Here is a 26,896-nt window from a genome sequence, read left to right as displayed (position 1 = left end):
TGCTCCCGCTGGGGCGCGAAGCGGCCCCAAAAATGGGACTGCTACGCAGTCCAGCGGGAGCAAGCTCCCTCGCCACAAGTCACTGGTTGTCTGCTCTAGCTCTTAACTGACTGGCATTACCCGAAATGGGAGCCTTTTTTGTGGGCGACATCGATCAATATGTGGGAGCTGGCTTGCCTGCGATGGCGGTCTTCAGGTGCCAAATGTATAGCTGACCCACCGTTATCGCAGGCAAGCCAGCTCCCACAATAACCTCGTGGTGTCAGGCGGCCCGCTCTTCCCCCGGGTTGCGCAGGAAATAGCGCTTGTACTCCCGACTGAACTGCGACGTGCTCTGGTACCCCACCTTGTGCGCCGCCTGCGCCACGCTCATGCCTTCCACCAGCAGCAACTGCTGGGCCTTCAATAGCCGCAGGCGCTTGAGGTACTGCACCGGTGACAACAAGGTGCAGCGTTTGAAATGCTCATGAAAGGTCGACGCACTCATGTGCGCATACCCGGCCAACGTCTCGATATTCAGCGGCTCGGCGTAATGGGCATGCAGGTGATTCAATGAGGTGGCGATGCGCGAAAACTGCCCCTGTTGTTCCACCAGCGCACGCAACACATCCGCCTGAGGGCCACGCAAGGCGGTGAACAACAATTCGCGCACCCGCGCAGGCCCCATGATCCGGCTTTCCAGCGGATCGTGCAGGCACTGCAACAACCGCTCGACGCAGCCGCGCATCGTATCGTCCAGCACCACCGAACTCATCGACTCCAAGGTCTGCGCGGTCGGCGGCGGCCCGGCTTGCATGCCCATGGCAATCACCAACTCGCCCAACACCACCCGATCGATGCCTACCGTCACGCCATACAACGGCGCCTCGGGGGCCATGGCAAAGGTCTCGCATTCGAACGGCACCGGCATGGCCTGGATCAGGTAGTGCCCGGCGCCATACTCCAGCGTGCGCGGGCCAAGGTAGGCGACCTTGCTGCCCTGGGCCACGAACATCAGGCTTGGCTCATAGATCTGCGGCCCACGCGCCACATCGCAACTGGCGCGCAGCACTTGCACACCAGGCAAGTGAGTCGGGGAAAAACCGTCGCGGGGCGTGAGCCCTTCGATCAAGGCAACCAGCGTGGCATTGGCGTCCAAATGGCGGGTCAACAGCATGGCAAAAAACTTCGCGAATGAGGGATGACAGCATCATCGCAGGTCTGGCGGCCAATATATCCAAAGCTCTGGCACTGCCGGACGAATAGGCATGAGACTCGGAGCATTTGCCATGTTCGCGCCAAAGGCCTGCGCGCAGAATTCGCCGCCTCTGAAGTCCAAGCTTTTGTGAGGTTTACTATGTACACCGCCATCGGTTACGCCGCCCAGTCGGCCACCACGCCCCTCGCCCCGATGTCATTTGAACGCCGCAGCCCGCGCGTCGATGACGTGGCCATCGAGATTCTTTACTGCGGCGTGTGCCACTCCGACATCCACCAGGCGCGCAACGAATGGGGCATCGCCGTGTACCCGCTGATGCCGGGCCACGAGATTGTCGGCAAAGTCACCGCGGTCGGCGCCAACGTCACTGCGCATAAAGTCGGTGACCTGGTGGGCGTAGGCTGCATGGTCGACTCGTGCCGTCACTGCGAAGCCTGCCAATCAGACCTTGAGCAATACTGCCTCGAAGGCCCGACCATGACCTACGCCACGCCGGACCGCGTGGATGGCAGCAACACCATGGGTGGCTACTCCGACAGCATCGTGGTCAGTGAACACTTTGTGGTGAAGATCCCGGCCAAACTCGACCTGGCCAGCGCTGCGCCGATCCTGTGCGCAGGCATTACCACCTACTCGCCCCTCAAGCACTACGGCGTGAAAGCCGGCGATAAAGTCGGGATCCTCGGCATGGGTGGCCTGGGCCACATGGGCATCAAGTTCGCCAAAGCCATGGGCGCCGAAGTCACGTTGTTCACGCGCTCGGCCAGCAAGGCCGAGGAAGGCCGTCGCCAGGGCGCCGACCATGTGATCGTGTCCACTGATGCCGAGCAAATGAAAGCTGCTGCCGGGCACTTCGACTTCTTGCTGGACACCATCCCGGTGCAGCACGACCTGAACCCCTACCTCGATGTGCTGCGCTTTGACGGCGTGCATATCCTGGTCGGCCTGATCGAGCCGGTGGACCCACCCGTCAACGCTGCCAAGCTGGTGCTGGGTCGTAAAGTCTTGGCCGGCTCGCTGATCGGCGGCATTGCCGAAACCCAGGAAGTCCTGGATTTCTGCGCCGAGCATGGCATTACCTGCGACATCGAGATGCTCGACATTCGCCAGATCAACGAAGCTTATGCGCGCATGATTGCCGGTGATGTGAAGTACCGCTTTGTCATCGACATGGCGAGCCTGAAAGCCTGATCAGGCCTTGGCGCCCAACTCCGCTGACAGCCGGGCTGCGACCTGTTTGATCACAGGGATCAGTTCGGCCATTTTCTCCAGCGGCATATAGGGCACCGTACTGGCAATGCTGATGCCGGCGACAATGCGCCCGCTGGCATCGCGCACCGGTGCGGCCACGCAGCGGATCGAAGGTTCGTTGTCTTCGAGGTCAAACGCGTAGCCACCCTCGACATACTCATGCATGCGCTGTTCGAACTGCGCCCAGGATTGCTCCGGGTGCTGCGGCCATTGCAGGCTCTTGCCCACCGCCGGCAAGCTCGCCTCGTACAAGCGCTGCCACTCCTGCGGCGAATCATCCAGCATCAACGCCTTGCCGATACCGGTGCGCGCCAGCGGCATGCGATGGCCGACCCGCGAGCGCATTTCCGGCCCATTGCGGCCGGGGTTCTTGTGCAGGTAAAGCACCTCGTCGTACTCACGAATCGCCAGGTGAATGGTATCGCCGGTCAGCGCCGACAACTCATCCAGGTAGGGCACCGCCAGGTTCACCAAGGGCAACTCTTCACGGGCCTGGAACCCCAACTCGATCAGCTTGGGCCCCAGCAGATAACCGACCTGGGGCACCACGCGCAGGTAACGCTCGTCCACCAGGCAACTGGCCAGGCGGTGCGTTGTGCTGCGCGTGGTGCCGATGCGCCGGGCGATCTCCTTGAGATCCCGCGCACCAGCCGCCACCGCTTGCACCACGCCCAGGCCGCGCAACAGGGTCTGGGTGCCGGTGGGGGCGGCGTCTTTGACGGGGGTGTGGGCGTTTTCCTGCATATCGGGCCTATAAGTATGAAAGCGGGGGCATTATGGCAAATACCGCCCTCTTGAACACAGGAGATCCAAGCTGGGAGCTGGCTTGCTGTGGCGAGGGAGCTTGCTCCCGTTCGACAGCGCAGCTGGAGCCGGCTTTTGGGGGCGCTTCGCACCCCAGCGCAAGCAAGCTTGCTCGCCACAGCAAGCTTGCTCGCCACAGCAAGCCAGCTCCCACAGTTTGATCTTCACAGGGCGACCATTAGCGTTGTTTCATGCGGTCGATTATCACCGCCAGCAACAGGATCGAGCCACGAATCACATATTGGTAAAAGGTATCGATGTTCTTCAGGTTCATCGCATTCTCGATGATCGCCAGAATCAACACCCCGGCAATCACATGGCGGATCATGCCGATACCGCCGCTCAACGACACCCCGCCCAGCACGCACGCCGAAATCACCGTCAGCTCGAAACCCTGGCCAATCATCGGCTGGCCCGAGGTCATGCGTGACGCGAGGATCACCCCGGCCAAGGCGCCGATCAAACCGTGCACGGCAAAGATGATGATCTTGGTGCGATCGACATTGACCCCGGCGAGCAACGCCGCTTCCTGGTTGCCGCCAATGGCCATGGTGTTGCGCCCATAGGTGGTGTAATTGAGCAGCCAGCCAAAGAACACAAAGCACAGGACGGTGATGATGATCGGCACCGGCACGCCCAGCAACTGGCCGTTGCCGAACACGAAGAACCCTTCGTTCATCACCCCCACCGCCTTGCCGTTGGAGAAGATATAGGCCAGGCCGCGCACGATCTGCATGGTCGCCAGGGTGGCAATCAACGCGTTGATGCGCAGCTTGGCAATCACAATGCCGTTGATCAGCCCTACCACCAAGCCCATGGCCAAGGCTGCCGACACGCCGAGTGCCACGCTGTCGGTGTCGCGCATCACGATGCCCGCCACCACCCCGGCGCAGGCGATCACCGAGCCTACCGACAAGTCGAAGTGCCCTGAGGCCAGGCAGAACAACATGGTGCACGCAGCAATACCGACGGTCGAAATCGCCAGGCCCAGACCGCGCATGTTCAGCGGCGAGAGGAAGTTATCGATGAACACCGCGCTGAGCACAAAAATGCCCAGTGCCGCCAGCAGCATCACCCAGTCATCGAGGAATTTGCGCTGATTGAAACCCGGCCAGAAACCCTTTGCAGTTTTTACCTCAGACATAGCCAAACCCTCTTGTTCTTATTCAAGCCCGCGACTGTGGCAGCGCCAGTTGCAGCAGGCGCGCTTCATCCGCTTGGGCGCGGGGCAACTCACCGGTCAGGGCGCCTTCACTCATCACCAGGATGCGGTCGGAGATGCCCATCACTTCCATCAGGTCACTGGACACCACGATCACCGCTATGCCGCTGGCCGCCAGGTTATGGATGATTTGGTAGATCTCCGACTTGGCGCCGATGTCGATACCCCGGGTGGGTTCGTCCAGTAGCAGGACCTTCATCGGCATCGACAACCAGCGGCCAAGGATGGCTTTCTGTTGGTTGCCACCGGACAGGTACAGGATCTTCTGCGCCGCGTTCGGCGTTTTGACCCGCATCGCCTGGATCTGTCGGTCGGCGTTACCTTTCTCCCAGCCTTCGCGCAACAGCCAGCCAAAGGTGGAATGGGCGCCACGGGCGCTGATGTTGATGTTCTCAGCGACGCTGCCCAGCGGGATGATGCCCTCTTTCTTGCGATCCTCGGGACACAGCAATACCCCGGCGGAGATGGCGTCCCGGGGTGAGCGCAGTTGCAGCGCTTGCCCGCACAGTTCCAGGCTGCCGGCACTGGCGCGCTCCAACCCACTGAGCAGGCGAAACAGCTCGGTACGCCCCGCGCCCACCAGCCCGAACAGGCCCAGGATCTCGCCCTTGCGCACCTCAAAGCTGATCGGTTCACGCAGGCCAGGACCGAGCAAGCCGTCTACCTTGAGCGCCACTTCGCCCTGCTCACGCGGTCGGTAATCGTAAATATCCTGGATATCGCGACCGACCATGCAGGTCACCAGCTGATCGTGGGTCAGCGTGTTCATGTCCTCGAACGTGCGCACGTAGCGACCGTCCTTGAACACCGTCACTGCGTCGCAGATACGGAACACTTCTTCCATACGGTGCGACACGTAGAGCACCACTTTGCCCTCCTCGCGCAGGCGCGTGATGATCGCCATCAAGCGGTCGATTTCCCGCGCCGAGAGGCTACTGGTCGGCTCGTCAAAGGCGATCACATGGGCGCCACGGGACAGCGCCTTGGCGATTTCTACCAGTTGGCGCTGGCCCAGGGACAGGCGCCCGAGTTTTTCGTCGGGGTCGATTTCATCGGCCAGGCCCTTGAGGCAGGCCAGGGCCTGCTTGCGCAGCAGGCTCCGGTTGACCACGCCAAAGCGCGTGGGCAAATGCCCGAGGAACAGGTTCTCGGCCACGCTCATTTCCGGCACCAGATGCAGCTCCTGGTGAATCACCGCCACACCGCTGGCGATGCTGTCGGCGGCGCATTTGAAGGCCATGGTCTGCGCGCCGATCTGCACCGTACCGCTGGACGGAATGTAGGCGCCGCCGAGGATTTTCAGCAGGGTCGACTTGCCGGCACCGTTCTCGCCCATCAGCGCGTGCACCGAATGCGGCCGTGCTTCAAAGCTGATCTGCGCCAGGGCTTTCACACCGGGAAACTCCTTGCCGATGCCATTGAAACGCAGGGCCGCGCCGCTCATTTCCACAGGCCGATCTTGGTCAGTTCTTCCTGGAAATTGGCGCGGGTGATCAAGGTCACTTCGTCCATGGCGGTGTATTTGGCCGGTTCCTTGCCGGTGGTGACCCACTCGTACATCGCCAGCGCGGTGTTATAGCCCTCGATATGCGGGCTGGGCAGCATGGAGCCGAAGAAACCGCTGTCGGCTTTCTTCAATTCGCCAATGGCGTCGGTGCCATTGATGCCGATGCCGATGACGTTGGCGGCCTTGAAGCCGGCACTTTCGGTGGCGCGCACGCCGCCGAGCACGGTGTTGTCGTTCATGCCGCCGATGATCAGGTTCTTCGCCCCGTTCGGCAGCTTGACCAAGGCCGAGTTGGTGGCGTCCATGCTGCCAGGTACGTCGAGGGTTTTCAGCGCAGCGGTGAGGATGTGGTCCTTGGGAATACCGGCCTCCTCGAGGGATTTGATCGAGCCGTCTGTGCGTTTCTTGCCGGTGTCGAGCTCGTTGAAGGTGTTGATCACCGCGTAGGTGTCCTTCCAGTCCCAACCGCGTTTTTTCGCTTCGGCGGCCATGGCGGCGCCCTGTTTCTGGCCCACCTCAAACGCGGCCATGCCCAGGTACGGCACGTCTTCCATGAAGTTGCCCTTGGCATCGACAAAGCGGTCATCCACGGCCATCACTTTCAAACCGTTGACCTTGGCCTTGGCAACGATGGCCGGGCCCAGGGACACGTCCGGCGGGCAGATCACAAAACCCTTTGCGCCGTTCGCGGCCAGGCTGTCGATGGCCGACAAGGTTTTTTCGCCATCGGGCACGGCGATCTTGATCACGGTGAAACCATTCTCCTTGCCGGCTTTTTCCGCGAATGCCCACTCCGTTTGAAACCAGGGTTCCTCGGCCTGCTTGACCAGGAAACCGATCTTCACTTCTTCAGCCGATACCCAGCCGCAGAACGCCATTGCCAGTGCCACGGCACCGAGTGTTTGCTTGAACATGGACCACCTCCTTCTTGTTATTGGAAAACGCTTTAGTCGTGGTACATCACAGACCGCCCGCCATCGATCATCAGGCAAGTGGCGTTGATAAAGGGCGCCTCGTCGGTCGCCAGGAACAGTGCTGTCATGGCCACTTCGATGGGCTGGCCAATGCGTTTGGGCGGGTGCAGGTCGAACGCACGCTGGCGTTCGGCGTGGGGGTCTGGGAAACCGTTCCAGTAATCGACGTTGAGCTGGGTTTCGATATAGCCGGGGGCGATGGCATTCACGCGGATGCCCTTGGGCGCGTACTCGATGCCCAGGGCCCGAGTGAGGCCGAGCAGGCCGTGCTTGGCCACAGGGTAAGGAAAGCAACCGGGAATGATGTGGCTGGAATGGGTGGACGCGATATTGATGATGTTGCCGATGCCCTGCTCGATCATGTGCGGCAATACCGAACGGCAGCCGTACCAGGCGCCGTCGAGGTCGATGGCGAAACAGCGGCGCCAGTCCTCTTCGCTCATCTCCAGTGGGTCACGGAACACGTTGACCCCGGCACAGTTGACCAGCACATCCACGCGGCCAAAGCGCTCGATGGCCAGGTTGACCAGTGCCTGCCATTGATCCTTGGAAGTAATATCAACCGGTTGGGCGTAAACCTGCGCACCGTGTTCGCGCCAATGAGCGGCGATTTTCTCGACTTTGTCACCCTGGATATCGGCAATGATCAACCGCGCCTGCTGGGCCTGGAAACAGGCAACGATGGCTTCGCCAATGCCTTGGGCGGCGCCGGTGACGATCACCACCTTGTTCTTCAGCCGCTCACCATAAGTCGGCTCGGGCACGGCGGGTAGGGACAACGGTTGCGCCTGCATCGCTTCACCTTTTTATTTTTAGTAGTGAGTGCTGATGCTGGCGACTATAAACCCATCGCCTGAAATATCTCAATATATAAATTAAGATCCCATATATTGAGAAAAATAAAAAATGTTCAAGCGGGTTAGCTGTGGCGAGGGAGCTTGCTCCCGCTGTCTGCGCAGCAGACTCCCGCTTTTGGGGGGCGCTTCGCACCCCAGCGCAAGCAAGCTTGCTCGCCACAGGAAAGCTCACATCTGGTTTTAGTGTTTACATAAATGAGGCTTCAGCCTTGGGCAAAGTCGCGCAGGGCATCGCCTTCCATGCGATAACGCACCCATTCTTCCTGAGGCTGGGCGCCTATGGATTTGTAGAAGGCAATCGCTGGCTCGTTCCAGTCCAGCACGCTCCATTCAAAGCGCCCGCAACCGTTGTCACACGCGATCTTGGCCAAGTGGCGCAGCAACTTCTTGCCGGCCCCGCCGCCGCGTTGTTCCGGGTTGATGTACAGATCTTCCAGGTACAGGCAGTTACTGCCCAGCCACGTCGAGTAACTGAAAAAGAACACCGCAAAGCCAATCGGCAAGCCGTCGCGCAAGCAGATAAGGCCATGGGCCGTGGCGCCTTCGCTGAACAGGCTGCGTTCGATATCCACCACGCTGGCGATCACTTCATGCCGGGCTTTCTCGTACTCGGCAAGTTCAGTGATAAAGGTCAGGATCTGCGCAGCATCGCTGGGCACGGCGGGGCGAATCTCGATGGTCATGGGCGAGCCTTGGGCAAATTCAAAGGCCACATACTAAGACGGTTTGATGGCCGTTTGCAGTGCAATTGATGCCAATCAGCACGTTTCACTCCGGCGCGGGGTGAAGCAAGCATCAGCAACAACAGAACAAAGCCTGCGGACGCCCATGGTAAACAATGGGCATAAATCCAACGATCAGAGACCTGCTCATGCACGCCACGCCACCAGTGGGCACGAAGACATTCGCGCTGTTCTGCCTCGCCAGTTTCCTGCTGTCACTGTCTTACGGCTCGACCTTTTTGTTGTCACTGCTGATCCATGCCCGTGGCGGTAATGAACACGACGCGGGCAGTGTCATTGCCACGGCAATGCTCAGCACCTTCGTAGCGGTGGTGCTTTCCGGGCATCTGGCCGATGCGATGGGCGCGGCGCGAGCGATTGCGAGCACCGGCCTATTGTTAGTGGTGGCCTGCCTGGGGTTTGCCCTGACGCCAGGGTTTGGCCAGGGCTTGATGCTGTTTGGATTGTCCCTTGGCTTGGGCTGGGGCGTGTTCTATACCTTGGGTCCGATCATCGTGACGCTGCTGGTGGAACCCCGCCAGCGGGCCAAATATTTCGCCTTGCTCTCGGGCAGTATGTTGAGCGGCATAGGTTCCGGCCCTTTGCTGGGACGCGCCGCCACTGCGCTGGACCTGCCCCTGACAACGGCGTTTTATATTGCCGGGCTCGCCAGCCTCGCCGGGGTGGTGATGTTCTGGCGCATGGGCTCTTGGTTGCGACAGCACGCGAATGTACCGACATCCAGGATTTCCTGGGCTGCAAGCCGCCGCGTACTGTCTTCCAAGGCGGCGTTCGCCATCCTGATGGTTGGCCTGGGTGGCTGCGTATTCGGGGGGCTATCTTCGTTCCAGACCAGCTATGCCGTTGCCCATAAGCTGGACTATTCGCTGTTCTTCGCGGGTTTCCTGACAGCGGCAATTATCAGTCGCCTGCTGATCGCCGGTTTCGTGGTCAAGCGCGATGCGTACCAGGCTGCCTGCGTATTATCCGGGGTGATGCTCGGCGCGATCACGCTGTTCGCGTTTGGTGTCAGCGGCAACCTCAGTTATGTGCTCGCCGCCGCCACGCTAGGGATCGGGTATGGCCTGACGTATTCGGTGATTAACGGCCTGGTGGCCAACGAAGCGCCCAGCGGCACCACTTCCCAGGCGTTATTGCTGTTCAGCCTGGCGTACTTTATCGGCGTCTTCGGGTTTCCCTGGTTCGCAGGCAAGATCATCGTCGACTTCGGCCTTGCGACAATGATGCTGAGCGTACTGGTGATCGCCGCACTCAACTGGACGATCACAGTGGCGCACTTGGTAGCGCGCCGACTATCGGCACATAAAGTGATACATGTGAGCTGATACCGTTCGTCGCCATCCCGGCACGATCGGCAAACGCGGGCAGACCAATACAGGGTAAGGACATTAATCATATGGAGACACCCTGATGAAAAATTCCAAATTTGCTGCCCTCGCCCTCACCGGCCTGTTGTCTGCCGCGTCCTTGAGCGCCTTTGCGGCTAGCTCGACCACTGGCCCCACCGATCCAACGCCGGACGCCACTACCGAGTCGCAAAAATCCATGGGCACCGGCCTGGATACCAACGGTGGCGCGATCATCGACAACAGCGCCGACCCACGCACCAAAGGCAACGACACCCAGCGCCAGGCACCGCCTGCCGTAGGCAACGGCAAGATGGGCCCTGGCACGAGCAACAACGAACCGAAGATCAACAAGGGCGACGACTCGAACATCCCCGGCGCGCAGAAACAACCAGCGCCTTGATGCACCCTTGGTACGACCAACACCCGACCATTTCCCAGTGAAGAGGTACGCATGAACGTCGATAGAAACCTTGAAAAAGAAGTCCTCACCCGCCTGCTGCACGCCCATCCGCAAGGCTTGGGCAAGGAGGTGCTGGACAATTACCGCGGTGAAAAAGAGGTCGCCAGTGTCTTGGCGTTCCTGCAGGACCGCGGGCTGATCAAGGATGGGCATGTGACCACCGACGACGCCGGCGAATACGCGTTGAACCTGCCGATCAAGCTCACCGCTTCTGGTGTGGATGAGGCGCGCAAGCTCGACGCTCAAAGTACTCAGTAATCCATTTCTGGCCTGGCCCCGCGACTGGGGCCAGAGGGAGTTTTAGCGATGCCTCGTGGAAGCAAAGCCAAATACACCGACGAACAGAAACGCAAGGCCGCTCATATCGAAGACAGTTATGAGCATAAGGGGCTGCCCAAGGACGAAGCCGAAGCCCGCGCCTGGGCGACCGTGAACAAACAGTCCGGCGGCGGTGAAAAAGCCGGCGGATCAGGCCGACGCAAGGCGCCAGCCAAGAAGGCTCAGGACCGGCAGGAATCGGCCAAGCGTGCCGCTGCCAGCCGTGAAGGCCACCCGCGCAGCAGTGGGGCTTCGCTGGGTACGCAGACCAAGGAAAGTTTGATGAAAGAGGCGCGGGCCAAGGATATTCCTGGGCGCTCAACCATGCGCAAAGATGAGTTGATTCAAGCGCTGAAAAAAGCAGGTTAGACGCAGAACCCTTTGTGGGAGCGGGCTTGCTCGCGAAGGAGGTGTGTCAGTCAACACATGCTTTAACTGATACACCTCCTTCGCGAGCAAGCCCGCTCCCCCAGGGTTGTGCGTATTTACTCAGCCAGCAATGCGTCGACTTCGGTGACGCCAGGTGAAGTGGCCGGCCCCCAACGCGTCACCGCCAACGCCGCCGCTGCGTTCGCTCGACGCGCCGCCTCAACGGGTTTCAAGCCCTGCGCCAACCCGGCAATAAATACCCCTGCATGCGCATCCCCCGCACCATTGCTGTCTACCGCCTGCACCTTGAAGCCAGGTACATGCTCAGTCTCTGCCCCACGCCCTACCCAGCAACCATTTGGTCCATCACGCACAACCAGCAGTGCCTGCAAGTGCTGACTCAGAGTGGGCAGCGCCTGACTCATATCCGCCGCCCCGGTAAACGCGAGGGCTTCAGGGCCATTGCTGGTCCAGATGTCGATACGCGGCAACAAGGCACGCATCAACGCCGAGTCCGGCGCCTTGACCAGCGGGCCCGGGTCGAATACCACCACGATCTCTCGCGGAAGCGCCAGCAGCCAGTCAAGCAACGGCTGCGCCTTACCTTCAAGCAGCAAGCTGTAGCCACTGACGTACACATAATCATCGATACGCGGGATGATCTGAGCCAAGTCGTCGGCGCTGAGCTCACCCTCGGCGCCGAGATAGGAGATGAAGGTACGTTCGGTGCTCGCTTCAGTCAGCGACACGCACAACCCGGTATCTTTGCCAGCGCTGGCCGCCAAGGCCATTTCAACACCTTCGGCCTGCATCGCGGCACGCGCCAGCTCGCCAAAGCGCCCATCGCCATGGCGGCCCAGATAAACCACCGGCAACCCATTGCGCCGTGCCGCAGCCATTACGTTGAAACCGCCACCGACTTGGAAACTGGCGGAGTTGGCCAGCACGTCACCGCCGCTTGCCGGCAGGGTGTCGAGGCCCGTGACCAGGTCGACAATGACCTGGCCGGTGTGCAGCAATCTAGACATTGGCGCTCTCTGCTAAAGCCGGACGACGGTCAGACGCTCCGCCCAAGACTGCATATATTCCGCCAGCCACCACGAAGGTCACGATCCAGCCCAGCCCGTTGTGGCCGAGCCAGGAGTCGGACAGCGGCCCGGCAAACCAGATGTTTTCGGCGGTGGTGCCGATGGTGGTGAAGCTGAACCCCAGCACAATGGCCACGGCCCAGGCGCCAAATGCACGCCACTCCACGCCACCGCGATACCAGTAGGCACTGCTGGCGCTGACGTCCAGCAGGTCGGTGGGGCTGTAGTAATGACGGTGAATCAGGTCGACCACGAAGATCCCGACCCACGCCGTGATCGGCACCGCCAGCAGCGAAATGAAGGTAATGAACGGGCCATAGAAGCTATCGGCGATCAGCATGAAATAGATGGAGCCGGCAAAAATCGCCACGATATCGACGATCACTGCATGCACGCGCTTGACCTTCAAGCCCAGGGTCAGGGTAGTGAGGCCGGCCGAGTACACCGACAGGTTGTTCGACAGCAACAGGCCGCCGAACGCGGTGATCAGGTACGGCACGGCCATCCAGGTCGGCAGCATGTCGCGGATCGCGATGATGGGGTCGGTGGCCGATGCCAGGTCATTGTTACCCACCGACAACAGGCCACCCAGGGTGATCAGTAGCACCAGCGGGATACCTGCACCAAACGCGGCGGAGGCCACCAGGCGCACGGCCTTGACGCTGCGGTGCTGGTAACGCGACATGTCTGCACCGGCGTTGGCCCAACCGATACCGGTACCGGCAGCCATGGTGCCTACGCCAATGATCATCGCGCTCAACGGCGCCGGGGTGGCGTTGAACACCGCGCTCCAGTCGATGGTGGCACACAGAAAGCCGCCCACCAGAATGTTCAGGCCGCCGAATACGTAGGTGGCCCACTTCTGGATCACCAGCAACGTGGCGTGGCCCAGGCCCGATACGGCCAGGGTCAACAGCACGAAGATGGCAATGAAGATCAGGGTGAGCACCGGCGCGCTCTTGGCCTCCACTGCCGAGCCGAACAGGATGGAGCTCAACGACAACAATACGAAGGCTGCGGTGGTGGTGTTGACGGTTTCCCAACCCAGGCGGGACATCAGCGACACCAATGTCGGGCCGATATTGCCGCGCACACCGAAAATGGCGCGGGACAAGGTCAAGCTGGGCGCACGACCACGGCGACCGGCGATGGAGATGATGCCCACTACGGCAAAGGAGCCCGCGGCGCCAAGAATCGCGACGATGATCGCCTGCCAGATGGCCAGGCCACGAAACGCCACCAGCGTTGCACCAAGGGGCAAACCGAGGATGCTGATATTGGCCGCGAACCACACCCAGAACAGTTGCAGCGGATGACCGTTGCACTCGCCTTCCGGGACCGGCTCAATGCCGCGTGTTTCCAGTTGCCCGGCGGTTTGGCCGGAAGAGGGGCTGCTCATTAAGGGGGGCTCCTGATGCCTGTATTGTTGTTGTGGTTGTGGCAGCGAGTCGAATCTTTATCCAGTCTTCCTGACCCAACGCTTTTGAATGTGGGAGCTGGCTTGCCAGTTCCCACATTTGGTTCCGTGTTTATCGCAAGGCCAATAACCCTTGGGCCAGCGGCTGCAAGTCCAGGCCATTGACCCGCTTGACCTGTTCAACCAACGCCTCAGGCCAGCACTGCATACCCAGGCACGCCCCCAGCATGGCGCCGAGGATCGCGGCAATGGTGTCGGTGTCGCCGCCCAGGCTGGCCGCCAGGCACAGGGCTTCGAAGGCGTTCATATCACCCGACGCCACTTGCTGGGCCAAGGCAAACGAGACCACCACCGATTCCTGAGAAGCCACCGAAGTACCAATCAACTCGTAAAGCAGGTCGGCAAACAACGCTTTGTCGCCGCTGCCGACGCTCAGGGTGCGAGCCCAACTGATGCGGGTAGAAATGCGTCCGCCCGCGATCCAGTGACCATGGCTTTCGGCCTGTCGGGCAATCTGGGTCCCGATATTCAGGGCTTCCCCCAGGTCCACGCCATTGATGCCAGCCGAGACCACCGCCGCCACGGCCGCAGCGCTGGAAATACCCAGGTTGGTGTTATGGGTGACCTGGCATGCCTGGATCACCGCCTGGATAAACCGCGCCGGGTCGCTGACATCGACGGCGATGCCCACCGGGGTGATGCGCATGGCCGCACCATTGGTGGTGCCGTAGCGCCCGGATTCCTCCGGAGTATGACCGGCGAGGATCATGTCGATTGCGCGTTTGGTGGACGGCCCGAGCAAGTCCTGGGAACCCTTGGCGCGCATCCCCGCTTCCCAGTCGATCAGGCGCTGGGCAAGCACGGTGGGCTCGATCTTGCCCTGGCCTTGCACCAGTAACTCGGCAACCAGGATGGCTTGTTCGGTGTCATCGGTGATGGAACCGGCAGGCATGTTGGGCGCAATGGGCTGGTCCGCGTCGGCATCTTCCAAGGCGGTGATAGCACCGAAGCGCTTTTGTACCTGCTCGCGGCTCAAGGATTGGGTGGGCATGCCCAAGGCATCGCCCAGGGCCAGGCCATAAAAGGCGCCAAGTGCGCGATTTTCTCGGCTCATTTCGACGCTCCAAACTGCAGATGCAGGCGAAAGTGCAACGGGTCAAGCAGGCTTTCGACATGCTCCATGAAACGCTCGCGACGATCATAGGTGGTGCGCGACGCCTTGAGAAATACCGTACCGCTGGGGCGCCCGAGTAATTCGGCGTCTTCATCGCTCAGGGGTTCAGCACCGATCCACTGGTCACCGTCGGCCCCGACGTAGCCGTAGGCGGCCAGAGTGATGGTCAGGGAATTATCGATCAGCCCAATGTGGGGCAGGTTTTCCAGATCGCCAACGGCCGGCATCAACGAGCGTTCCAGCGACACCGCTGTACCGTCAGCCGTGCGCCGGAGGCGGTCAAGGGTAATGAACTGGTCGGTGCCGAAACGGCTGAACAGATCCGGGCGCGTCACGGCTTCGAAACGCAGGACGTCGGTGCTTACTTGGGCGCCCGTATCGGCCAGGGCCTGGGCCCAACCGCTGCGTTGGTCCAACACCATGCCGTCAAAGGTGACAATCGAACCGACGCCGCTCTGGGTGGCGATGTAGTTGCGACGCTTGAGCTCGGCCAGCGCCTCGCGCAGCGTGCCGCGGCTGACCGCAAACTCCTCGGCCAGTTGGTGCTCGCCCGGCAACAGAAAGCCGTCGGCCATGACTCCACCTTCGATACGGCGGATGAGCTCATCGACGACGCGTTTTTTCTTATCAAATCGAACATGTCTAATCATGTACAAATTGATAACCGAAAGCGCGCGTTTACCGCAAGAGGATTATTTCAGGCTGAAGACAAAAACCGCCTCAGGGCTCCAGGCCGATGGGGAAAAACTCCCCGCTGCTCCAGACGCCAAGCCAGTTCTGACCGTTGATCGGACGGCTCACCGCCAGCTCCACCAACTGGTAAAAAACGTTTCTATGCACTAGGGCTTCGAGGTTGGTGCGAACGCGCACATAGGGGGCGGGTTCCTGGGTGATAGGGTCGGTCACCACTCGCAGCGGGTGCTCGAGACCTGCCTCGACCTGTTCGTCGACGTTGGTGGTAAAGCGTAATACCTGGCTTTCGCCCTGCCCTTGCACTTCCAGTGTCACTGCAACAAAGGGTGCGTCATCGACACGGATGCCGACCTTCTCCACGGGCGTCACCAGGAAATAATCATCGCCGTCGCGGCGGATGATGTTGGAGAACAACTTGACCATCGGCTTTCGCCCGATAGGTGTGCCCTGGTAGAACCAGGTGCCATCGCGGGCGATGCGCATGTCGATGTTGCCGCAGAAATCCGGGTTCCACAAATGCACCGGTGCCGGCCCCTTGCCCTTGGGCAGTTGGGCCAATAGATCATTGGCCTTGGCGGAATCGGTCATGGCGGGCTCCTCTGTCTTACTGATCACTCATACCCAGCAAACCGCGGGCATATTGCGCCAGGGGGCGAGCGATCAAATCTTGTGGCGATGTGTCGTGGAACGTCAGTAAACCGCCACGACTGCGAATACGTGCAGTATCAATCAAATACTGGGTGCTGGTCTCGATCAACATGACTTGGATCACCCCGCTGTCCAGGCCAAGGCGGTCCAGGGCTTGCTGGTCGGTCCACTCGTCGGCGTTGCCGATACGGTCATCGGCTGCCGCAAAACGGCAATACAGCAAGTAGTGAGCACCGACGGCACGGGCTTCGGCCATGGCCTGTTCAAGACCTTCGGGCTGGCGGGCGCGACGCACCATGGGGAAATATTCAACGAAGCCATTGAATGCTTCCTCGGCCACCACATTGGGCCGCGGGTAGGCGCTGCCCGGCGGCACGAAGGCACCTTGGGCAATAAATACAAAGGAATCCGGCTGTATGCGCACCGAGGCGGTACGGCGCGTATCGCTGTGATCGAGCAGCCCGGCATCGCTCATCTGATAGCGGGTGCCTTCGGCCATATCACTGACGGTCATGCAACCGCCCAGGGCCAATGACGCCAGCAGCAAAACCAGACTACGCATCCTAATCCTCCAGAGGCCGGTGACAGGAAACCGGCGAATGGGGCGTGGGATGCAGAATCCGCGCCATTCAGCTGCGCTACAAATCAAATGTGTGAACCCGCAATATCTAGCTTAGCCACCAATGATCTTCATGATCGTGGCACCGCCGGAGAACGCCACTTCCTGCTTGTCGGCCAAGGCCTTCATCAACAAGCCCTGCAACGCCGGCAACGCCTGGTGACGCGGTTGATCGAGCAAGTCACCGACATAATGGCGATTGCTGGACGACAGGCACCCATGCAGCCAACCGGTGGAGGACAACCGCAACCGCGAACAGGTACGGCAGAACGGTACGCTCTCGTTGGCGATCACACCGAAGAAGCCTTTGCCCGGCACTTCGTAGCGTACCGCCGTCGCATCGACGGGTGCGTTGGCTTGCAGGTATTCATGTTGCTCGCCGATCAAGCTGAGCAGCTGTTGCAAGCTGACGAACTGTTGCAGGAACGCGTTGGAGTCTTTGGCCAGGTGCCCCATGCGCATCAGTTCGATAAAGCGCAGCTCGTAGCCACGCGCCAGGCAGTAATCGAGCAACGGCATCACCTGGTCCAGGTTCTGGCCGCGCAACGGCACCATGTTGACCTTGATCTTGATTCCGGCAGCACTGGCCTGGTCCATGCCATCGAGCACGGTGGCCAGGTCGCCGCCACGGGCGATACTGCGGAAAGCGTCGGCATCCAGCGTGTCGAGGGAGACATTGATGCGCCGAATACCGGCTGCCACCAGCAACGGCAGTTTACGCGCCAGCAGTTGGCCGTTGGTGGTCAGGCTGATGTCGCTCAGGCCCATCTGCCCTACCGCCCCCATGAAGGCTTCCAACTTGGGGCTGACCAACGGCTCACCGCCGGTAATGCGCAAGCGCTCGATACCCGCCGCTTCGATCAGGTAAGCCACGCCTCGGGCCATGGCCTCGGCCGACAGTTCATCCTGGGCAGCCACCAGCCGCTTGCCGTCAGGCACGCAATAGGTACACGCATAATTGCAGGCTGAAGTCAGGCTGATCCGCAAATTGCGAAAACGCCTGCCTTGACGATCAACGATCATGGATCACTCCGGCAGAGGATAATTCGGGCGCGCTAAAAGCTGACTCATAACTCAGCTTTTAGCAAGGTCCTTGCCTGAGTATATTCCTGGGTTACTGCGCCTGGCAGTAAATCGTTGCGCCATCACTGTGGCGAATGACTTACGTGGCAGGGGTGTCGCCGCTCTTCTCGGCGCCCGGCAGTTCCGGGCTGTGCTTGCGCTTGTTGCCCATGCGCACGCCGATGTCCATCAGGAATTGGAAGAAACCTTCCTGGTCTTCCAGCACATTGCTCCAGAACGGCGAGTGGTACAGCGCCACAGCGCCATGCACCAAGGCCCAGGCGGCGCAGTAGTGGAAATACGGTGGCACGTCTTCAAGCTTGCCTTCGCTGATACGGCCCTTGATCAACAGGGTCAGGCGTTCGAAGTTCGAGGCGCGGATCTTGTGCAGCTCCTCGACCATCTCCGGCACTTGGTGACCTTTGACCACCTTCTCTTCCAGGCGGTCGAACAGGCGGTAGCGCTGTGGGTCACGCATGCGGAACTCGAAGTAAGCGCGGGACAGGGCTTCCTTGTCTTTGTCGACATCCGCCGAATGCAGCAACTCGTTCAAATCACGCTCGTAGTCGAGCATCAGGCGCAGGTAGATTTCGGCCTTGGACTTGAAATGTTTGTAGATCGTGCCTTTGCCGATACCCACGGCATCCGCAATCATCTCGACGGTGACGCTGTCTTCACCTTGTTCGAGGAACAGCTTGAGCGCGGTGTCGAGAATTTCCTGCTCACGGCGGCGAAATTCACGGACCTTACGGGGTTCTTTGTGCATGAGGAAGAGTCTGCAAAGGTCGGAAATAGGGAGGGTTGCGCAGGGCCATGGATACGTGGCGATACGATTTACCCGGTGCGAGGGATTATCCCGACTGAACGGTCGTTGGGCAATGTCTATGTGAACCCGTCAGGCACATAACTTTCAATGCGCCAACGATTTCGCCGTTATCAGTCAGAAATAATACGCAACACCTGAACCTGCCCACCAGCCCACTGAGAACTCAAGCGAAGGCCGCGTATTCCAAATCTGTTTAAAAAACGATCAATCACGACTGGACTGAATAGGATAGTGGTCAATACTTCAACTGTCGGCGCGACATCTCCCCCAAGTGACGCGTCGACCTGGGTACCGACGGACTGCGTGCCCTTGTTTTACTCCTAATGGTCTTAGCCCGGATTCACCCCCCAGAACCCGGGTTTTTTTTGCCTGGAATTCGGCCGCCCTAACCGGCTACGTGGGCCAGCGGGAACAGGCGCTTGAAGTTCTCGGTAGTCTGCTCGGCAAAGCGTTCGTACGATTCGCCGCGCAGCATCGCCAGGTAATCAGCCACGTCACGTACATATTCGGGCAAGTTCGGTTTGCCGCGATGGGGGATGGGCGCCAGGTACGGCGAGTCGGTTTCCACCAGCAGGCGGTCGGCGGGCACCTGGCGGGCCACATCGCGCAGCGCGTCGGCATTGCGGAAGGTGACGATGCCCGACAGGGAAATATAGAACCCCAGGTCCAGGGCCGCCTTGGCCATGTCCCAGTCTTCGGTAAAGCAATGCAACACGCCAGCCTGCGGCAACGCGGCTTCACGCAGCAAGGCCAGGGTATCGGCACGGGCGCCTCGGGTGTGGACGATCACCGGCTTGCCCGTCTGCCGGGCGGCTTGCAGGTGCAGGCGGAACGAGGCCTGCTGCAACTCGGCAGCTTCAGGCTCGTAGTGATAGTCCAGGCCGGTTTCGCCAATGGCCACCACTCGCGGATGGTTGAGTTCGCCCAATAGCCAGTCCAGAGCAGGCGCTTCGCCAGGCTTGAGGTCCAGCGGGTGAATGCCCACCGAGCAATCGACGTCGGCGTAGCGATCAGCCAGGGCTTTGACATCGGCGGCGTTGTCGGCGCTGACGCCAATGCACAGGAAGTGCCCTACCCCACGCTGGCGGGCAGCTTCAAGGGCGGCGTCGAGGGAGCCGCCGTGCTGGGCAAGGTCGAGGCGATCAAGGTGGCAATGGGAATCTACGAGCATAGGAATCTGAGCTTAAGTCACAAAAGAGGTAGGGCCAACGATACACCCGTCAGCCACGGAATTTAACGGCGCCCGAGCAGGCCGACCCACTGCACCAGCAATGCCTCGAGCAACAGCACGCGGTTGAGGTTGGCCTTGCCGAGGACTTTCTGGCGCTGGGCGAGGATCCAGTCCTGGATGTTCAGCACTTTGTCCTGAACACTTTTTTGCGCCAGGTATTGCACGACCTTGCGCATATCCGCCAGGCCCAGGCCGTTCTCATCCTGGGTGAGCTGGTAGCGCAGAATCAGGCTGGACCAGTCGCAGAACCAGTCGAACAACAGCAACAGCGGAATATCCTTCCAGGCGCTTTCGGCCAGTTGCGTGGCGGACAATTCCTGCTTGAGCAGTTTCTTCACGCCATCCACGACCAGTGCACGCTGTTCGCGCACGCCCTGTGCCTGCAGCTTCACTGCCGCCAAAGGCGAACCGGCCGCCAGGGTCAGCAACTCGCCTCGTTCTTCTGCGCTGCATTCCGGCAACGCCTGCGCCAGCCATTGCAGGCTCATGGCTTCGCTGGGCAACGGGCAAGCCTGCTGCACGCAACGGCTGCGAATGGTCGGCAACAAGCGGCTGGACTGGTGGCTCACCAGCAACAGCACGGTATCGCCGGACGGCTCTTCAAGGCTTTTGAGCAAGGCGTTGGCCGCGTTGATGTTCATCGCCTCGACCGGTTCGATCAGCACCACTTTGCGCCCGCCCATCTGCGCGGTCTGCACCACGAAGCTCACCAGGTCGCGCACTTGGTCGACCTTGATGGCCTTGTCCGCTTCCTCGGGCTCCAGCACATAGTTGTCCGGGTGACTGCCAGCCTTGAGCAACAGGCAGGACTTGCACTCGCCACATGCCTCCAGATTGACCGGGCGTTGGCACAACAGGCTGCCCATCAGGCGCTCGGCGAGGTGGCGTTTACCGATGCCCACCGGCCCATGCAGCAGATAGGCGTGGGCGTGCTGGGCGCGCCCCGCCAGTTGCTGCCAGAGGCCGTCCTGCCACGGGTAGGACTCAGCCACGGCTACGCTCCAACAAAGTGGGCAGCAGCGCGTCGATAGCCTGTTGCACCTGACTCAGCGGCTGGGCGGCGTCCAATAGATAATAACGTGCGGGTTCGGCCTTGGCGCGCTGCAGGAAAGCGCTGCGCACTGCATCAAAGAAGGCTTGGCCTTCCAACTCGAAACGATCCAGACGACCTCGCGCACTGGCGCGGGCCATGCCCACTTCCACCGGCAGGTCGAACAACAGGGTCAGGTCGGGGCGCAGATCGCCTTGCACGAAGGTTTCCAGGGTGGTGATGCGCTCCATGGACAACCCCCGGCCCCCACCCTGGTAGGCGTAGGTGGAATCGGTAAACCGGTCGCAGATCACCACGGCACCCCGCGCCAGGGCCGGGCGAATCACTTCGGCCAGGTGCTGGGCACGGGCGGCAAACACCAGGAGCAACTCGGTGTCCGGATTCATCGGCTCGTCACCCGGGGTCAGCAGGACGTCGCGAATGCGCTCGGCCAACGGCGTACCACCCGGCTCACGGGTCAGCACCACCTCGATGCCCTGCGCACGCAGGCGCTCGGCCAGGTAGTCACGGTTAGTGCTTTTGCCGGCGCCTTCCGGGCCTTCCAGGGTAATAAACAAGCCAGTCACAGGCAGTCCTTAGTCAGAGTCATTGCGGGCTTTGCGGCGCGGTCGTGTCCGGCGCGGGCTCGATCGGAGCGTCGGGGGTAGGCGCATCGCTGGAAGGTGCCGAATCTTCAGGCGGTTTCACCACCGGTGCCGGGCTGGAACGGTAATCGGCACGGCGCTTGAGTTGGAACTCACGCACGGCGGCATTATGCGCATCCAGGTTATCCGAGAATATATGGCTACCATCGCCGCGGGCGACGAAATACAGGCTGCTGCCCGGTACCGGGTTCAGTGCTGCATGGATCGCCTCGCGACCGACCATCGCGATGGGCGTGGGCGGCAGGCCAGCAACCATGTAGGTGTTGTAGGGGTTGGCTTCCTTGAGGTGGGCGCGGGTCAATTTACCGTTGTAGCGCTCACCCAAGCCGTAGATCACGGTGGGGTCGGTCTGCAGCAACATGCCGATCTTCAGGCGACGCACAAACACACCGGCAATCTGCCCGCGCTCCTGAGGCACCCCGGTCTCCTTTTCCACGAGCGACGCCATGATCAGTGCTTGGTAAGGGTCGGTGTAGGGCGCGTCGGCGGCACGCTTGCTCCACTCCTGGGCGAGTACATCGTCCAGGCGGTTGTAAGCTTTTTTCAGGAACTCGACATCAGTCATGCCGCGGACAAAACGGTAGGTGTCGGGGAAGAACCGCCCTTCAGGAAACACACCTGGGTGGCCAAGCTTATCCATCACTTCGCTGTCAGTCAGGCCCGCGAGGGTCTGCACGATCTTTTCATGCTTGGCCAGGGCGGTGCGCACCTGACGGAAATTCCAGCCCTCCACCAAGGTCAGGCTGTACTGCACCACTTCGCCGCGCTGCCACAGGCCGATCAAACCCTCGGCGGTAAGGCCCGGGCTCATGCGGTACTCGCCGCTGTGCAGTGGCTGGCCTTCGAGGTTGAAGCGCCAGTACAGACGCAACCAGAATGCATCGTCGAGCACGCCGTCGGCTTCCAGACGATTGAAGGTGCCCGTCGGCGTAGCGCCAGCAGGTACATCGAGCAACTGCTCCTGAGGCAGCTTCAGGGGCTGCTTGAGGGCAGAGTCGAGTTTCCAGGCAGAAAAGCCCACGAGCAAAGCCGCCGAGATCAGGCTGATCTGCAGCAGTAACACCAGTTTTCGTATCAACTCAAATATCCAATAGCGCGCGAACAATGCCCTGCAGTTTACGGGTGAGCGGCCCAACCGGCCAGCTCATCGCAGCGCAGCCTCGCACCGGCCAAATGCCATAAACGCTGTTGCAGACGAAGACTTCATCGGCCTGTTGCAACTGCTCCAAACTGATGTCGGCCACGGCCACCGGGACGCCCAGCGCTTGTGCCTGGGCCAGCACTTCGGCGCGCATCACGCCCGCAACGCCACAACGGCTCAGATCAGCGGTTAGTAACAAGCCGTTGCTCACCAGGAAAAGATTGCTGAATATGCCTTCGATCACCCGGCCAGACATATCCAGCATCAGACCTTCGGCATGTTCGGTATCTTGCCATTCGGCACGCGCGATCACCTGTTCCAGGCGATTGAGGTGCTTGATACCGGCCAGCAACGGCTGCTGCGCCAAGCGCGTGGCACACGCGAACAGGCGCACGCCTTCGACTTCATGGGTGGGCGGGTAAACAGCGGGCGCGCTGCCCTGCAAGATGCGGCGCACCGGGGCGCCAGGGTTGATGCCGTAACCGCGCAAGCTGTCGCCACGGGTGAGGATCAATTTGAGAATACCGTCGCCAAGGGCGGCGGCGAAGCTCAGCACTTCGTGGCGAATCAACCCGTGATCCACCACCAATGCCAAACGCCTGCAACCCTCTTCCAGGCGTTGCAGGTGACGGTCGAGCAGCAACGGCTGCCCGGCCTTGACGGCGATGGTCTCGAACACCCCATCGCCATAGGCCAGGCCGCGATCTTTCAGGGGCACGCTGTCCGCTGGCTGACCGTCGACCCAGCTGTGCATCACTCGGCGAACCGGCGGAACACCAGGGAACCGTTGGTGCCACCGAAACCGAACGAGTTGGAAATCGCCACGTCGATCGGCATGGGCTGCGCTTCGTGGGGCACGAAGTTCAGGTCGCAGCCTTCGTCCGGCTCATCAAGGTTGATAGTCGGCGGAGCGACCTGATCCCTGATTGCCATCACACTGAAGATCGCCTCGACCGCGCCCGCCGCACCCAACAGGTGGCCGGTCATGGACTTGGTGGAGCTGACCGCCAGCTTATAGGCGTGCTCGCCGAACACCGACTTGATGGCCTCTGCTTCCGCCAGGTCGCCGGTCGGGGTCGAAGTGCCATGGGCGTTGATGTACTGCACCTGGTTGGGGTTGACCTTCGCATCGCGCAGGGCATTGGTGATGCAACGCGCAGCACCCGCACCATCGGACGGCGGCGAGGTCATGTGGTAAGCATCGCCGCTCATGCCAAACCCGATCAATTCGGCGTAGATAGTGGCACCACGCGCCTTGGCGTGCTCCAACTCTTCGAGCACCAGCGCACCGGCACCGTCGGAGAGCACAAAGCCGTCACGGCCCTTGTCCCACGGACGGCTGGCACGGGTCGGCTCGTCGTTGCGGGTCGACAGCGCACGAGACGCGCCGAAGCCGCCCATGCCCAGGCCGCACGCGGCCATTTCGGCGCCGCCGGCGATCATCACGTCGGCTTCGTCGTAGGCAATGTTGCGTGCAGCCATGCCAATGCAGTGGGTACCTGTGGTACACGCCGTGGCGATTGCGTAGTTCGGTCCCTGTGCACCCAGATGAATGGACAGGAAGCCGGAAATCATATTGATGATCGAGCCCGGTACGAAGAACGGTGAAATTCGACGTGGGCCAGTCTCATGCAAGGTGCGGCTGGTTTCTTCGATATTGGTCAGACCGCCAATACCTGAACCCATGGCCACGCCGATGCGGTCACGGTTGGCGTCGGTGACTTCCAGGCCGGCGTTACGCACAGCCTGAAACCCGGCAGCCAGGCCGTACTGAATGAACAGGTCGAGCTTGCGGGATTCTTTGATCGAGAGATATTCCTCGACATTGAAGCCCTTTACCGAGCCGCCAAAACGGGTGGAATAGGCAGAAAGGTCCGTGTGTTCGATCAGACCAATACCACTGCGGCCAGCCAGAATGCCCTGCCAACTGCTCGGCACATCCGTACCCAGTGGCGACAACATACCCATACCGGTGACTACGACGCGTCTACGCGACACAGCACTCTCCTTTTTCTAATGACGACACTTTTCATCGCCGCTAAAGAAAAAACCGCACGCCTTTACAGCAGTGCGGTTTTTCCCTGACAGCAAGCGACGACTACAAACTATTACGCCTGGTGGCTAGTAACGTAGTCGATGGCAGCTTGAACAGTAGTGATTTTTTCAGCTTCTTCGTCCGGGATTTCGGTCTCGAATTCCTCTTCCAGAGCCATCACCAGCTCAACGGTGTCAAGGGAATCGGCACCCAGGTCTTCTACGAAGGAAGCAGTGTTGACCACTTCTTCTTCCTTAACGCCCAGTTGCTCGGCGACGATTTTCTTGACGCGCTCTTCGATGGTGCTCATACCTTGTTTAACTCCTAATGGACAAATTCAGGCAGCTGGCCAGTGGGTAAGTGTATAGAAAGCCATTTCAGCTTTTCAACTGAAAGCTTCACCCTGTACCCGGTCGGCCACCTGCCTATAAATTAAGTTGCAGCTTTATAACGGATTTTAGACAGCTCGTATGACATTTTTTTGAAGCGATCCGTCACAATTTAACTCATGTACATCCCGCCGTTAACCGGGATTGTAGCCCCAGTCACGTATGCCGCACCGTCAGATGCCAGGAAAGTGACCACATTCGCGATCTCTTGGGCCTGGCCCAGACGGCCCAGCGGAATCTGCGTCAGCAAGGCTTCGCGCTGTGCTTCCGGCAGTTCGCGGGTCATATCGGTGTCGATGAACCCAGGGGCCACCGAGTTGACCGTAATCGACCGCGAGCCGACTTCACGCGCCAGTGCGCGGCTGAAACCTTCCAGGCCGGCCTTGGCAGAGGCGTAGTTTACTTGGCCTGCGTTGCCCATGGCACCCACTACGGAGCCAATATTGATAATTCGGCCCCAACGCGCCTTGGTCATGCCGCGCAAAACGCCCTTGGACAGGCGAAACAGACTGTTCAGGTTGGTATCGACCACGTCGTACCACTCGTCGTCTTTCATGCGCATCATCAGGTTGTCACGGGTGATCCCGGCGTTGTTCACCAGGATAGCCGGTGCACCGAACTGAGCAGTGATCTGGGCCAGTACGGCAGCCACGGACTCATCGCTGGTCACATTCAGTTCAAGACCGGTACCTTGCACGCCGTTTTCCTTCAGGGTCGCGGCGATACGCTCGGCGCCCGAGGCGGAGGTGGCGGTGCCGATCACAACGGCGCCCTGACGGCCCAGCTCCAGGGCGATCGCCTGGCCAATGCCACGGCTTGCGCCGGTAACCAGTGCAACTTTACCTTGCAGACTCATGCAGGCTTCTCCTAAGTACGGGATTCAGGCCAGTGCCGCGCGAGCGGCAGCGAAGGCTTCTGGGGTATTGAGGTTGGCGGTCGACACACCGTCGGCGCAGCGCTTGTTCAAGCCGGCCAGGACTTTGCCCGGGCCGCACTCGACCAGTTCGGCGGCACCGTTGGCGGCCAGGGTCTGGACCGATTCAACCCAGCGAACTGGCTTGTACAGTTGCTCCAGCAGGTCGCGCTTGAGGGTGTCGAGGTCGGCGGCCACGGCCGCGCTGACGTTCTGCACCAGCGGGATCTGCGGCGCCTGCCAGTTGATGGCGGCGATGGACTCGGCAAAACGCTCGGCAGCCGGGCGCATCAGCTCGCAGTGGGACGGCACGCTCACCGGCAACGGTAACGCACGCTTGGCACCACGGGCCTTGCAGCCTTCGATGGCACGCTCTACCGCGGCCTTGGCGCCGGCGATCACTACCTGGCCCGGGGAGTTGAAGTTTACCGCGCTGACCACTTCGCCTTGCGCCGCTTCGGCGCAGGCCTCGATGACCACCGCGTCGTCCAGGCCCAGGATCGCGGCCATGCCGCCCTGCCCGGCCGGAACGGCTTCTTGCATCAACTGACCACGACGCTCGACCAGCTTGACCGCTTCACCAAGGGTCAGGCTGCCCGCCGCTACCAGGGCGCTGTATTCGCCCAGGCTGTGCCCGGCGACAAAAGCTGGACGCGCCCCGCCTTCTGCCAACCACAAACGCCACAGGGCGATCGAAGCAGTCAGGATGGCAGGCTGGGTTTTATCGGTTTGATTGAGTTGCTCTTCCGGCCCTTGCTGGGTCAGCGCCCACAGGTCGTAACCCAGGGCCTCGGAAGCTTCCTTGAAAGTGTCCAGAATCAGCGGGTATTGCGCGCCCAGCTCGGCCAACATGCCGAGGGACTGCGAACCCTGCCCTGGAAAGACGAATGCGAGGGATGTAGACATGTAACAA

Annotated in this window: 29 protein-coding genes; 5 read left to right on the top strand and 24 right to left on the bottom strand. The window is 60.8% G+C overall.

Features of this window, described 5'->3' with window-relative positions; all coding sequences use genetic code 11:
* Window positions 1–262: 262 nt before the first annotated feature.
* On the bottom strand, window positions 263–1,156 hold the full coding sequence (locus ACP7CZ_RS26235; RefSeq protein ID WP_054922615.1) for an AraC family transcriptional regulator: 894 nt from the start codon (window positions 1,154–1,156) through the stop codon (window positions 263–265).
* A 180-nt stretch (window positions 1,157–1,336) separates the two neighbouring features.
* On the opposite strand from ACP7CZ_RS26235, the gene ACP7CZ_RS26230 reads away from it, so the two are divergent.
* The gene (locus tag ACP7CZ_RS26230) at window positions 1,337–2,389 is read left to right on the top strand and encodes an NAD(P)-dependent alcohol dehydrogenase (RefSeq protein WP_054897943.1); all 1,053 of its coding nucleotides are present in this window, start codon (window positions 1,337–1,339) and stop codon (window positions 2,387–2,389) included.
* On the opposite strand, the gene ACP7CZ_RS26225 is transcribed toward ACP7CZ_RS26230, so the two are convergent.
* The 6 genes from ACP7CZ_RS26225 to ACP7CZ_RS26200 all read right to left on the bottom strand — a co-directional run bounded on the left by ACP7CZ_RS26225 (window position 2,390) and on the right by ACP7CZ_RS26200 (window position 8,496).
* The gene (locus tag ACP7CZ_RS26225) at window positions 2,390–3,193 is read right to left on the bottom strand and encodes an IclR family transcriptional regulator (protein WP_034126746.1); all 804 of its coding nucleotides are present in this window, start codon (window positions 3,191–3,193) and stop codon (window positions 2,390–2,392) included.
* A gap of 238 nt (window positions 3,194–3,431) precedes the next feature.
* Window positions 3,432–4,397: an L-arabinose ABC transporter permease AraH gene (gene araH / locus ACP7CZ_RS26220; protein ID WP_014719542.1), complete on the bottom strand. Its 966-nt coding sequence runs from the start codon at window positions 4,395–4,397 to the stop codon at window positions 3,432–3,434.
* Between the two features lie 22 nt (window positions 4,398–4,419).
* Entirely contained in the window at window positions 4,420–5,919 is a 1,500-nt protein-coding gene (gene araG, locus ACP7CZ_RS26215; protein ID WP_294363246.1) for an L-arabinose ABC transporter ATP-binding protein AraG, read from the bottom strand.
* On the bottom strand, window positions 5,916–6,896 hold the full coding sequence (locus tag ACP7CZ_RS26210; protein WP_294158188.1) for a substrate-binding domain-containing protein: 981 nt from the start codon (window positions 6,894–6,896) through the stop codon (window positions 5,916–5,918). The genes araG and ACP7CZ_RS26210 overlap by 4 nt, the downstream gene beginning before the upstream one ends.
* 32 nt (window positions 6,897–6,928) lie before the next feature.
* Window positions 6,929–7,750: an SDR family oxidoreductase gene (locus ACP7CZ_RS26205; RefSeq protein WP_072448768.1), complete on the bottom strand. Its 822-nt coding sequence runs from the start codon at window positions 7,748–7,750 to the stop codon at window positions 6,929–6,931.
* Between the two features lie 266 nt (window positions 7,751–8,016).
* Entirely contained in the window at window positions 8,017–8,496 is a 480-nt protein-coding gene (locus ACP7CZ_RS26200; RefSeq protein WP_034128422.1) for a GNAT family N-acetyltransferase, read from the bottom strand.
* Window positions 8,497–8,684: 188 nt separating this feature from the next.
* On the opposite strand from ACP7CZ_RS26200, the gene ACP7CZ_RS26195 reads away from it, so the two are divergent.
* The 4 genes from ACP7CZ_RS26195 to ACP7CZ_RS26180 all read left to right on the top strand — a co-directional run bounded on the left by ACP7CZ_RS26195 (window position 8,685) and on the right by ACP7CZ_RS26180 (window position 11,052).
* The gene (locus tag ACP7CZ_RS26195; protein WP_426175416.1) at window positions 8,685–9,881 is read left to right on the top strand and encodes an MFS transporter; all 1,197 of its coding nucleotides are present in this window, start codon (window positions 8,685–8,687) and stop codon (window positions 9,879–9,881) included.
* Between the two features lie 85 nt (window positions 9,882–9,966).
* Window positions 9,967–10,305, top strand: a complete 339-nt coding sequence (locus ACP7CZ_RS26190) for a hypothetical protein (RefSeq protein WP_034128424.1) — start codon at window positions 9,967–9,969, stop codon at window positions 10,303–10,305.
* 51 nt (window positions 10,306–10,356) lie between these two features.
* The gene (locus ACP7CZ_RS26185) at window positions 10,357–10,623 is read left to right on the top strand and encodes a hypothetical protein (RefSeq protein WP_032895690.1); all 267 of its coding nucleotides are present in this window, start codon (window positions 10,357–10,359) and stop codon (window positions 10,621–10,623) included.
* A 48-nt stretch (window positions 10,624–10,671) separates the two neighbouring features.
* Window positions 10,672–11,052, top strand: a complete 381-nt coding sequence (locus ACP7CZ_RS26180; protein ID WP_259039166.1) for a termination factor Rho — start codon at window positions 10,672–10,674, stop codon at window positions 11,050–11,052.
* A gap of 116 nt (window positions 11,053–11,168) precedes the next feature.
* Here ACP7CZ_RS26180 and ACP7CZ_RS26175 read toward each other — a convergent pair whose 3' ends face one another.
* The 17 genes from ACP7CZ_RS26175 to fabD form a co-directional block, all read right to left on the bottom strand.
* On the bottom strand, window positions 11,169–12,080 hold the full coding sequence (locus tag ACP7CZ_RS26175) for a PfkB family carbohydrate kinase (RefSeq protein WP_294158219.1): 912 nt from the start codon (window positions 12,078–12,080) through the stop codon (window positions 11,169–11,171).
* Window positions 12,073–13,539: a purine-cytosine permease family protein gene (locus ACP7CZ_RS26170; RefSeq protein ID WP_105227928.1), complete on the bottom strand. Its 1,467-nt coding sequence runs from the start codon at window positions 13,537–13,539 to the stop codon at window positions 12,073–12,075. Before ACP7CZ_RS26170 ends, ACP7CZ_RS26175 begins: the two co-directional genes overlap by 8 nt.
* A 130-nt stretch (window positions 13,540–13,669) precedes the next feature.
* Window positions 13,670–14,671, bottom strand: coding sequence for an ADP-ribosylglycohydrolase family protein (locus ACP7CZ_RS26165; RefSeq protein ID WP_034128428.1), 1,002 nt, complete (start codon window positions 14,669–14,671; stop codon window positions 13,670–13,672).
* Window positions 14,668–15,381, bottom strand: coding sequence for a GntR family transcriptional regulator (locus ACP7CZ_RS26160; protein WP_057976379.1), 714 nt, complete (start codon window positions 15,379–15,381; stop codon window positions 14,668–14,670). The genes ACP7CZ_RS26165 and ACP7CZ_RS26160 overlap by 4 nt, the downstream gene beginning before the upstream one ends.
* Window positions 15,382–15,451: 70 nt before the next feature.
* Window positions 15,452–16,012, bottom strand: a complete 561-nt coding sequence (locus ACP7CZ_RS26155) for a DUF1285 domain-containing protein (protein ID WP_034128430.1) — start codon at window positions 16,010–16,012, stop codon at window positions 15,452–15,454.
* A 16-nt stretch (window positions 16,013–16,028) separates the two neighbouring features.
* A complete protein-coding gene (locus ACP7CZ_RS26150) occupies window positions 16,029–16,634 on the bottom strand; it encodes a DUF4823 domain-containing protein (RefSeq protein ID WP_034128431.1) in 606 nt (201 codons plus the stop codon).
* A gap of 111 nt (window positions 16,635–16,745) precedes the next feature.
* Entirely contained in the window at window positions 16,746–17,714 is a 969-nt protein-coding gene (locus ACP7CZ_RS26145) for a GTP 3',8-cyclase MoaA (protein ID WP_019817203.1), read from the bottom strand.
* 139 nt (window positions 17,715–17,853) lie between these two features.
* Window positions 17,854–18,519, bottom strand: a complete 666-nt coding sequence (locus tag ACP7CZ_RS26140) for a TetR/AcrR family transcriptional regulator (RefSeq protein ID WP_034128432.1) — start codon at window positions 18,517–18,519, stop codon at window positions 17,854–17,856.
* A 445-nt stretch (window positions 18,520–18,964) separates the two neighbouring features.
* Window positions 18,965–19,750, bottom strand: a complete 786-nt coding sequence (locus ACP7CZ_RS26135) for a TatD family hydrolase (protein WP_198791662.1) — start codon at window positions 19,748–19,750, stop codon at window positions 18,965–18,967.
* A 62-nt stretch (window positions 19,751–19,812) separates the two neighbouring features.
* The gene (locus ACP7CZ_RS26130; protein ID WP_294158242.1) at window positions 19,813–20,802 is read right to left on the bottom strand and encodes a DNA polymerase III subunit delta'; all 990 of its coding nucleotides are present in this window, start codon (window positions 20,800–20,802) and stop codon (window positions 19,813–19,815) included.
* Window positions 20,795–21,427 (bottom strand): dTMP kinase, encoded by a 633-nt coding sequence (gene tmk, locus ACP7CZ_RS26125; RefSeq protein WP_105227934.1) that lies wholly within the window; start codon window positions 21,425–21,427, stop codon window positions 20,795–20,797. Before tmk ends, ACP7CZ_RS26130 begins: the two co-directional genes overlap by 8 nt.
* Window positions 21,428–21,446: 19 nt before the next feature.
* The gene (mltG, locus tag ACP7CZ_RS26120) at window positions 21,447–22,583 is read right to left on the bottom strand and encodes an endolytic transglycosylase MltG (protein WP_054922136.1); all 1,137 of its coding nucleotides are present in this window, start codon (window positions 22,581–22,583) and stop codon (window positions 21,447–21,449) included.
* A gap of 1 nt (window position 22,584) precedes the next feature.
* On the bottom strand, window positions 22,585–23,400 hold the full coding sequence (gene pabC / locus ACP7CZ_RS26115; RefSeq protein WP_106118586.1) for an aminodeoxychorismate lyase: 816 nt from the start codon (window positions 23,398–23,400) through the stop codon (window positions 22,585–22,587).
* Window positions 23,400–24,644, bottom strand: a complete 1,245-nt coding sequence (gene fabF, locus ACP7CZ_RS26110; RefSeq protein WP_034128438.1) for a beta-ketoacyl-ACP synthase II — start codon at window positions 24,642–24,644, stop codon at window positions 23,400–23,402. The genes pabC and fabF overlap by 1 nt, the downstream gene beginning before the upstream one ends.
* A gap of 110 nt (window positions 24,645–24,754) precedes the next feature.
* On the bottom strand, window positions 24,755–24,991 hold the full coding sequence (gene acpP / locus ACP7CZ_RS26105) for an acyl carrier protein (RefSeq protein ID WP_003175607.1): 237 nt from the start codon (window positions 24,989–24,991) through the stop codon (window positions 24,755–24,757).
* Between the two features lie 191 nt (window positions 24,992–25,182).
* Complete coding sequence (fabG, locus tag ACP7CZ_RS26100; protein WP_003189275.1) at window positions 25,183–25,926, bottom strand: 3-oxoacyl-ACP reductase FabG; 744 nt, start codon at window positions 25,924–25,926, stop codon at window positions 25,183–25,185.
* 24 nt (window positions 25,927–25,950) lie between these two features.
* Window positions 25,951–26,889: an ACP S-malonyltransferase gene (gene fabD / locus ACP7CZ_RS26095; RefSeq protein ID WP_198791663.1), complete on the bottom strand. Its 939-nt coding sequence runs from the start codon at window positions 26,887–26,889 to the stop codon at window positions 25,951–25,953.
* Window positions 26,890–26,896 lie beyond the last annotated feature (7 nt).

Origin of the sequence: Pseudomonas sp. DWP2-2, assembly GCF_049897065.1 — a bacterium.
In the GTDB taxonomy this organism is placed as follows: Bacteria; Pseudomonadota; Gammaproteobacteria; order Pseudomonadales; family Pseudomonadaceae; genus Aquipseudomonas; species Aquipseudomonas paracarnis.
This window is presented reverse-complemented; position numbering and strand designations above follow the sequence as displayed.

What these genes read in the sequence shown, in the direction of transcription:
- ACP7CZ_RS26205 (WP_072448768.1), bottom strand. Translation starts at nt 7,750, where the DNA reads ATGCAGGCGCAACCGTTGTCCCTACCCGCCGTGCCCGAGCCGACTTAT.
- ACP7CZ_RS26170 (WP_105227928.1), bottom strand. Translation starts at nt 13,539, where the DNA reads ATGAGCAGCCCCTCTTCCGGCCAAACCGCCGGGCAACTGGAAACACGC.
- fabG (WP_003189275.1), bottom strand. Translation starts at nt 25,926, where the DNA reads ATGAGTCTGCAAGGTAAAGTTGCACTGGTTACCGGCGCAAGCCGTGGC.
- ACP7CZ_RS26225 (WP_034126746.1), bottom strand. Translation starts at nt 3,193, where the DNA reads ATGCAGGAAAACGCCCACACCCCCGTCAAAGACGCCGCCCCCACCGGC.
- ACP7CZ_RS26210 (WP_294158188.1), bottom strand. Translation starts at nt 6,896, where the DNA reads ATGTTCAAGCAAACACTCGGTGCCGTGGCACTGGCAATGGCGTTCTGC.
- ACP7CZ_RS26180 (WP_259039166.1), top strand. Translation starts at nt 10,672, where the DNA reads ATGCCTCGTGGAAGCAAAGCCAAATACACCGACGAACAGAAACGCAAG.
- ACP7CZ_RS26185 (WP_032895690.1), top strand. Translation starts at nt 10,357, where the DNA reads ATGAACGTCGATAGAAACCTTGAAAAAGAAGTCCTCACCCGCCTGCTG.
- fabD (WP_198791663.1), bottom strand. Translation starts at nt 26,889, where the DNA reads ATGTCTACATCCCTCGCATTCGTCTTTCCAGGGCAGGGTTCGCAGTCC.
- ACP7CZ_RS26155 (WP_034128430.1), bottom strand. Translation starts at nt 16,012, where the DNA reads ATGACCGATTCCGCCAAGGCCAATGATCTATTGGCCCAACTGCCCAAG.
- ACP7CZ_RS26165 (WP_034128428.1), bottom strand. Translation starts at nt 14,671, where the DNA reads ATGAGCCGAGAAAATCGCGCACTTGGCGCCTTTTATGGCCTGGCCCTG.
- ACP7CZ_RS26145 (WP_019817203.1), bottom strand. Translation starts at nt 17,714, where the DNA reads ATGATCGTTGATCGTCAAGGCAGGCGTTTTCGCAATTTGCGGATCAGC.
- acpP (WP_003175607.1), bottom strand. Translation starts at nt 24,991, where the DNA reads ATGAGCACCATCGAAGAGCGCGTCAAGAAAATCGTCGCCGAGCAACTG.
- ACP7CZ_RS26150 (WP_034128431.1), bottom strand. Translation starts at nt 16,634, where the DNA reads ATGCGTAGTCTGGTTTTGCTGCTGGCGTCATTGGCCCTGGGCGGTTGC.
- araH (WP_014719542.1), bottom strand. Translation starts at nt 4,397, where the DNA reads ATGTCTGAGGTAAAAACTGCAAAGGGTTTCTGGCCGGGTTTCAATCAG.
- ACP7CZ_RS26230 (WP_054897943.1), top strand. Translation starts at nt 1,337, where the DNA reads ATGTACACCGCCATCGGTTACGCCGCCCAGTCGGCCACCACGCCCCTC.
- pabC (WP_106118586.1), bottom strand. Translation starts at nt 23,400, where the DNA reads ATGCACAGCTGGGTCGACGGTCAGCCAGCGGACAGCGTGCCCCTGAAA.
- ACP7CZ_RS26195 (WP_426175416.1), top strand. Translation starts at nt 8,685, where the DNA reads ATGCACGCCACGCCACCAGTGGGCACGAAGACATTCGCGCTGTTCTGC.
- ACP7CZ_RS26200 (WP_034128422.1), bottom strand. Translation starts at nt 8,496, where the DNA reads ATGACCATCGAGATTCGCCCCGCCGTGCCCAGCGATGCTGCGCAGATC.
- ACP7CZ_RS26175 (WP_294158219.1), bottom strand. Translation starts at nt 12,080, where the DNA reads ATGTCTAGATTGCTGCACACCGGCCAGGTCATTGTCGACCTGGTCACG.
- ACP7CZ_RS26235 (WP_054922615.1), bottom strand. Translation starts at nt 1,156, where the DNA reads ATGCTGTTGACCCGCCATTTGGACGCCAATGCCACGCTGGTTGCCTTG.
- araG (WP_294363246.1), bottom strand. Translation starts at nt 5,919, where the DNA reads ATGAGCGGCGCGGCCCTGCGTTTCAATGGCATCGGCAAGGAGTTTCCC.
- ACP7CZ_RS26135 (WP_198791662.1), bottom strand. Translation starts at nt 19,750, where the DNA reads ATGCTCGTAGATTCCCATTGCCACCTTGATCGCCTCGACCTTGCCCAG.
- ACP7CZ_RS26160 (WP_057976379.1), bottom strand. Translation starts at nt 15,381, where the DNA reads ATGATTAGACATGTTCGATTTGATAAGAAAAAACGCGTCGTCGATGAG.
- ACP7CZ_RS26140 (WP_034128432.1), bottom strand. Translation starts at nt 18,519, where the DNA reads ATGCACAAAGAACCCCGTAAGGTCCGTGAATTTCGCCGCCGTGAGCAG.
- ACP7CZ_RS26190 (WP_034128424.1), top strand. Translation starts at nt 9,967, where the DNA reads ATGAAAAATTCCAAATTTGCTGCCCTCGCCCTCACCGGCCTGTTGTCT.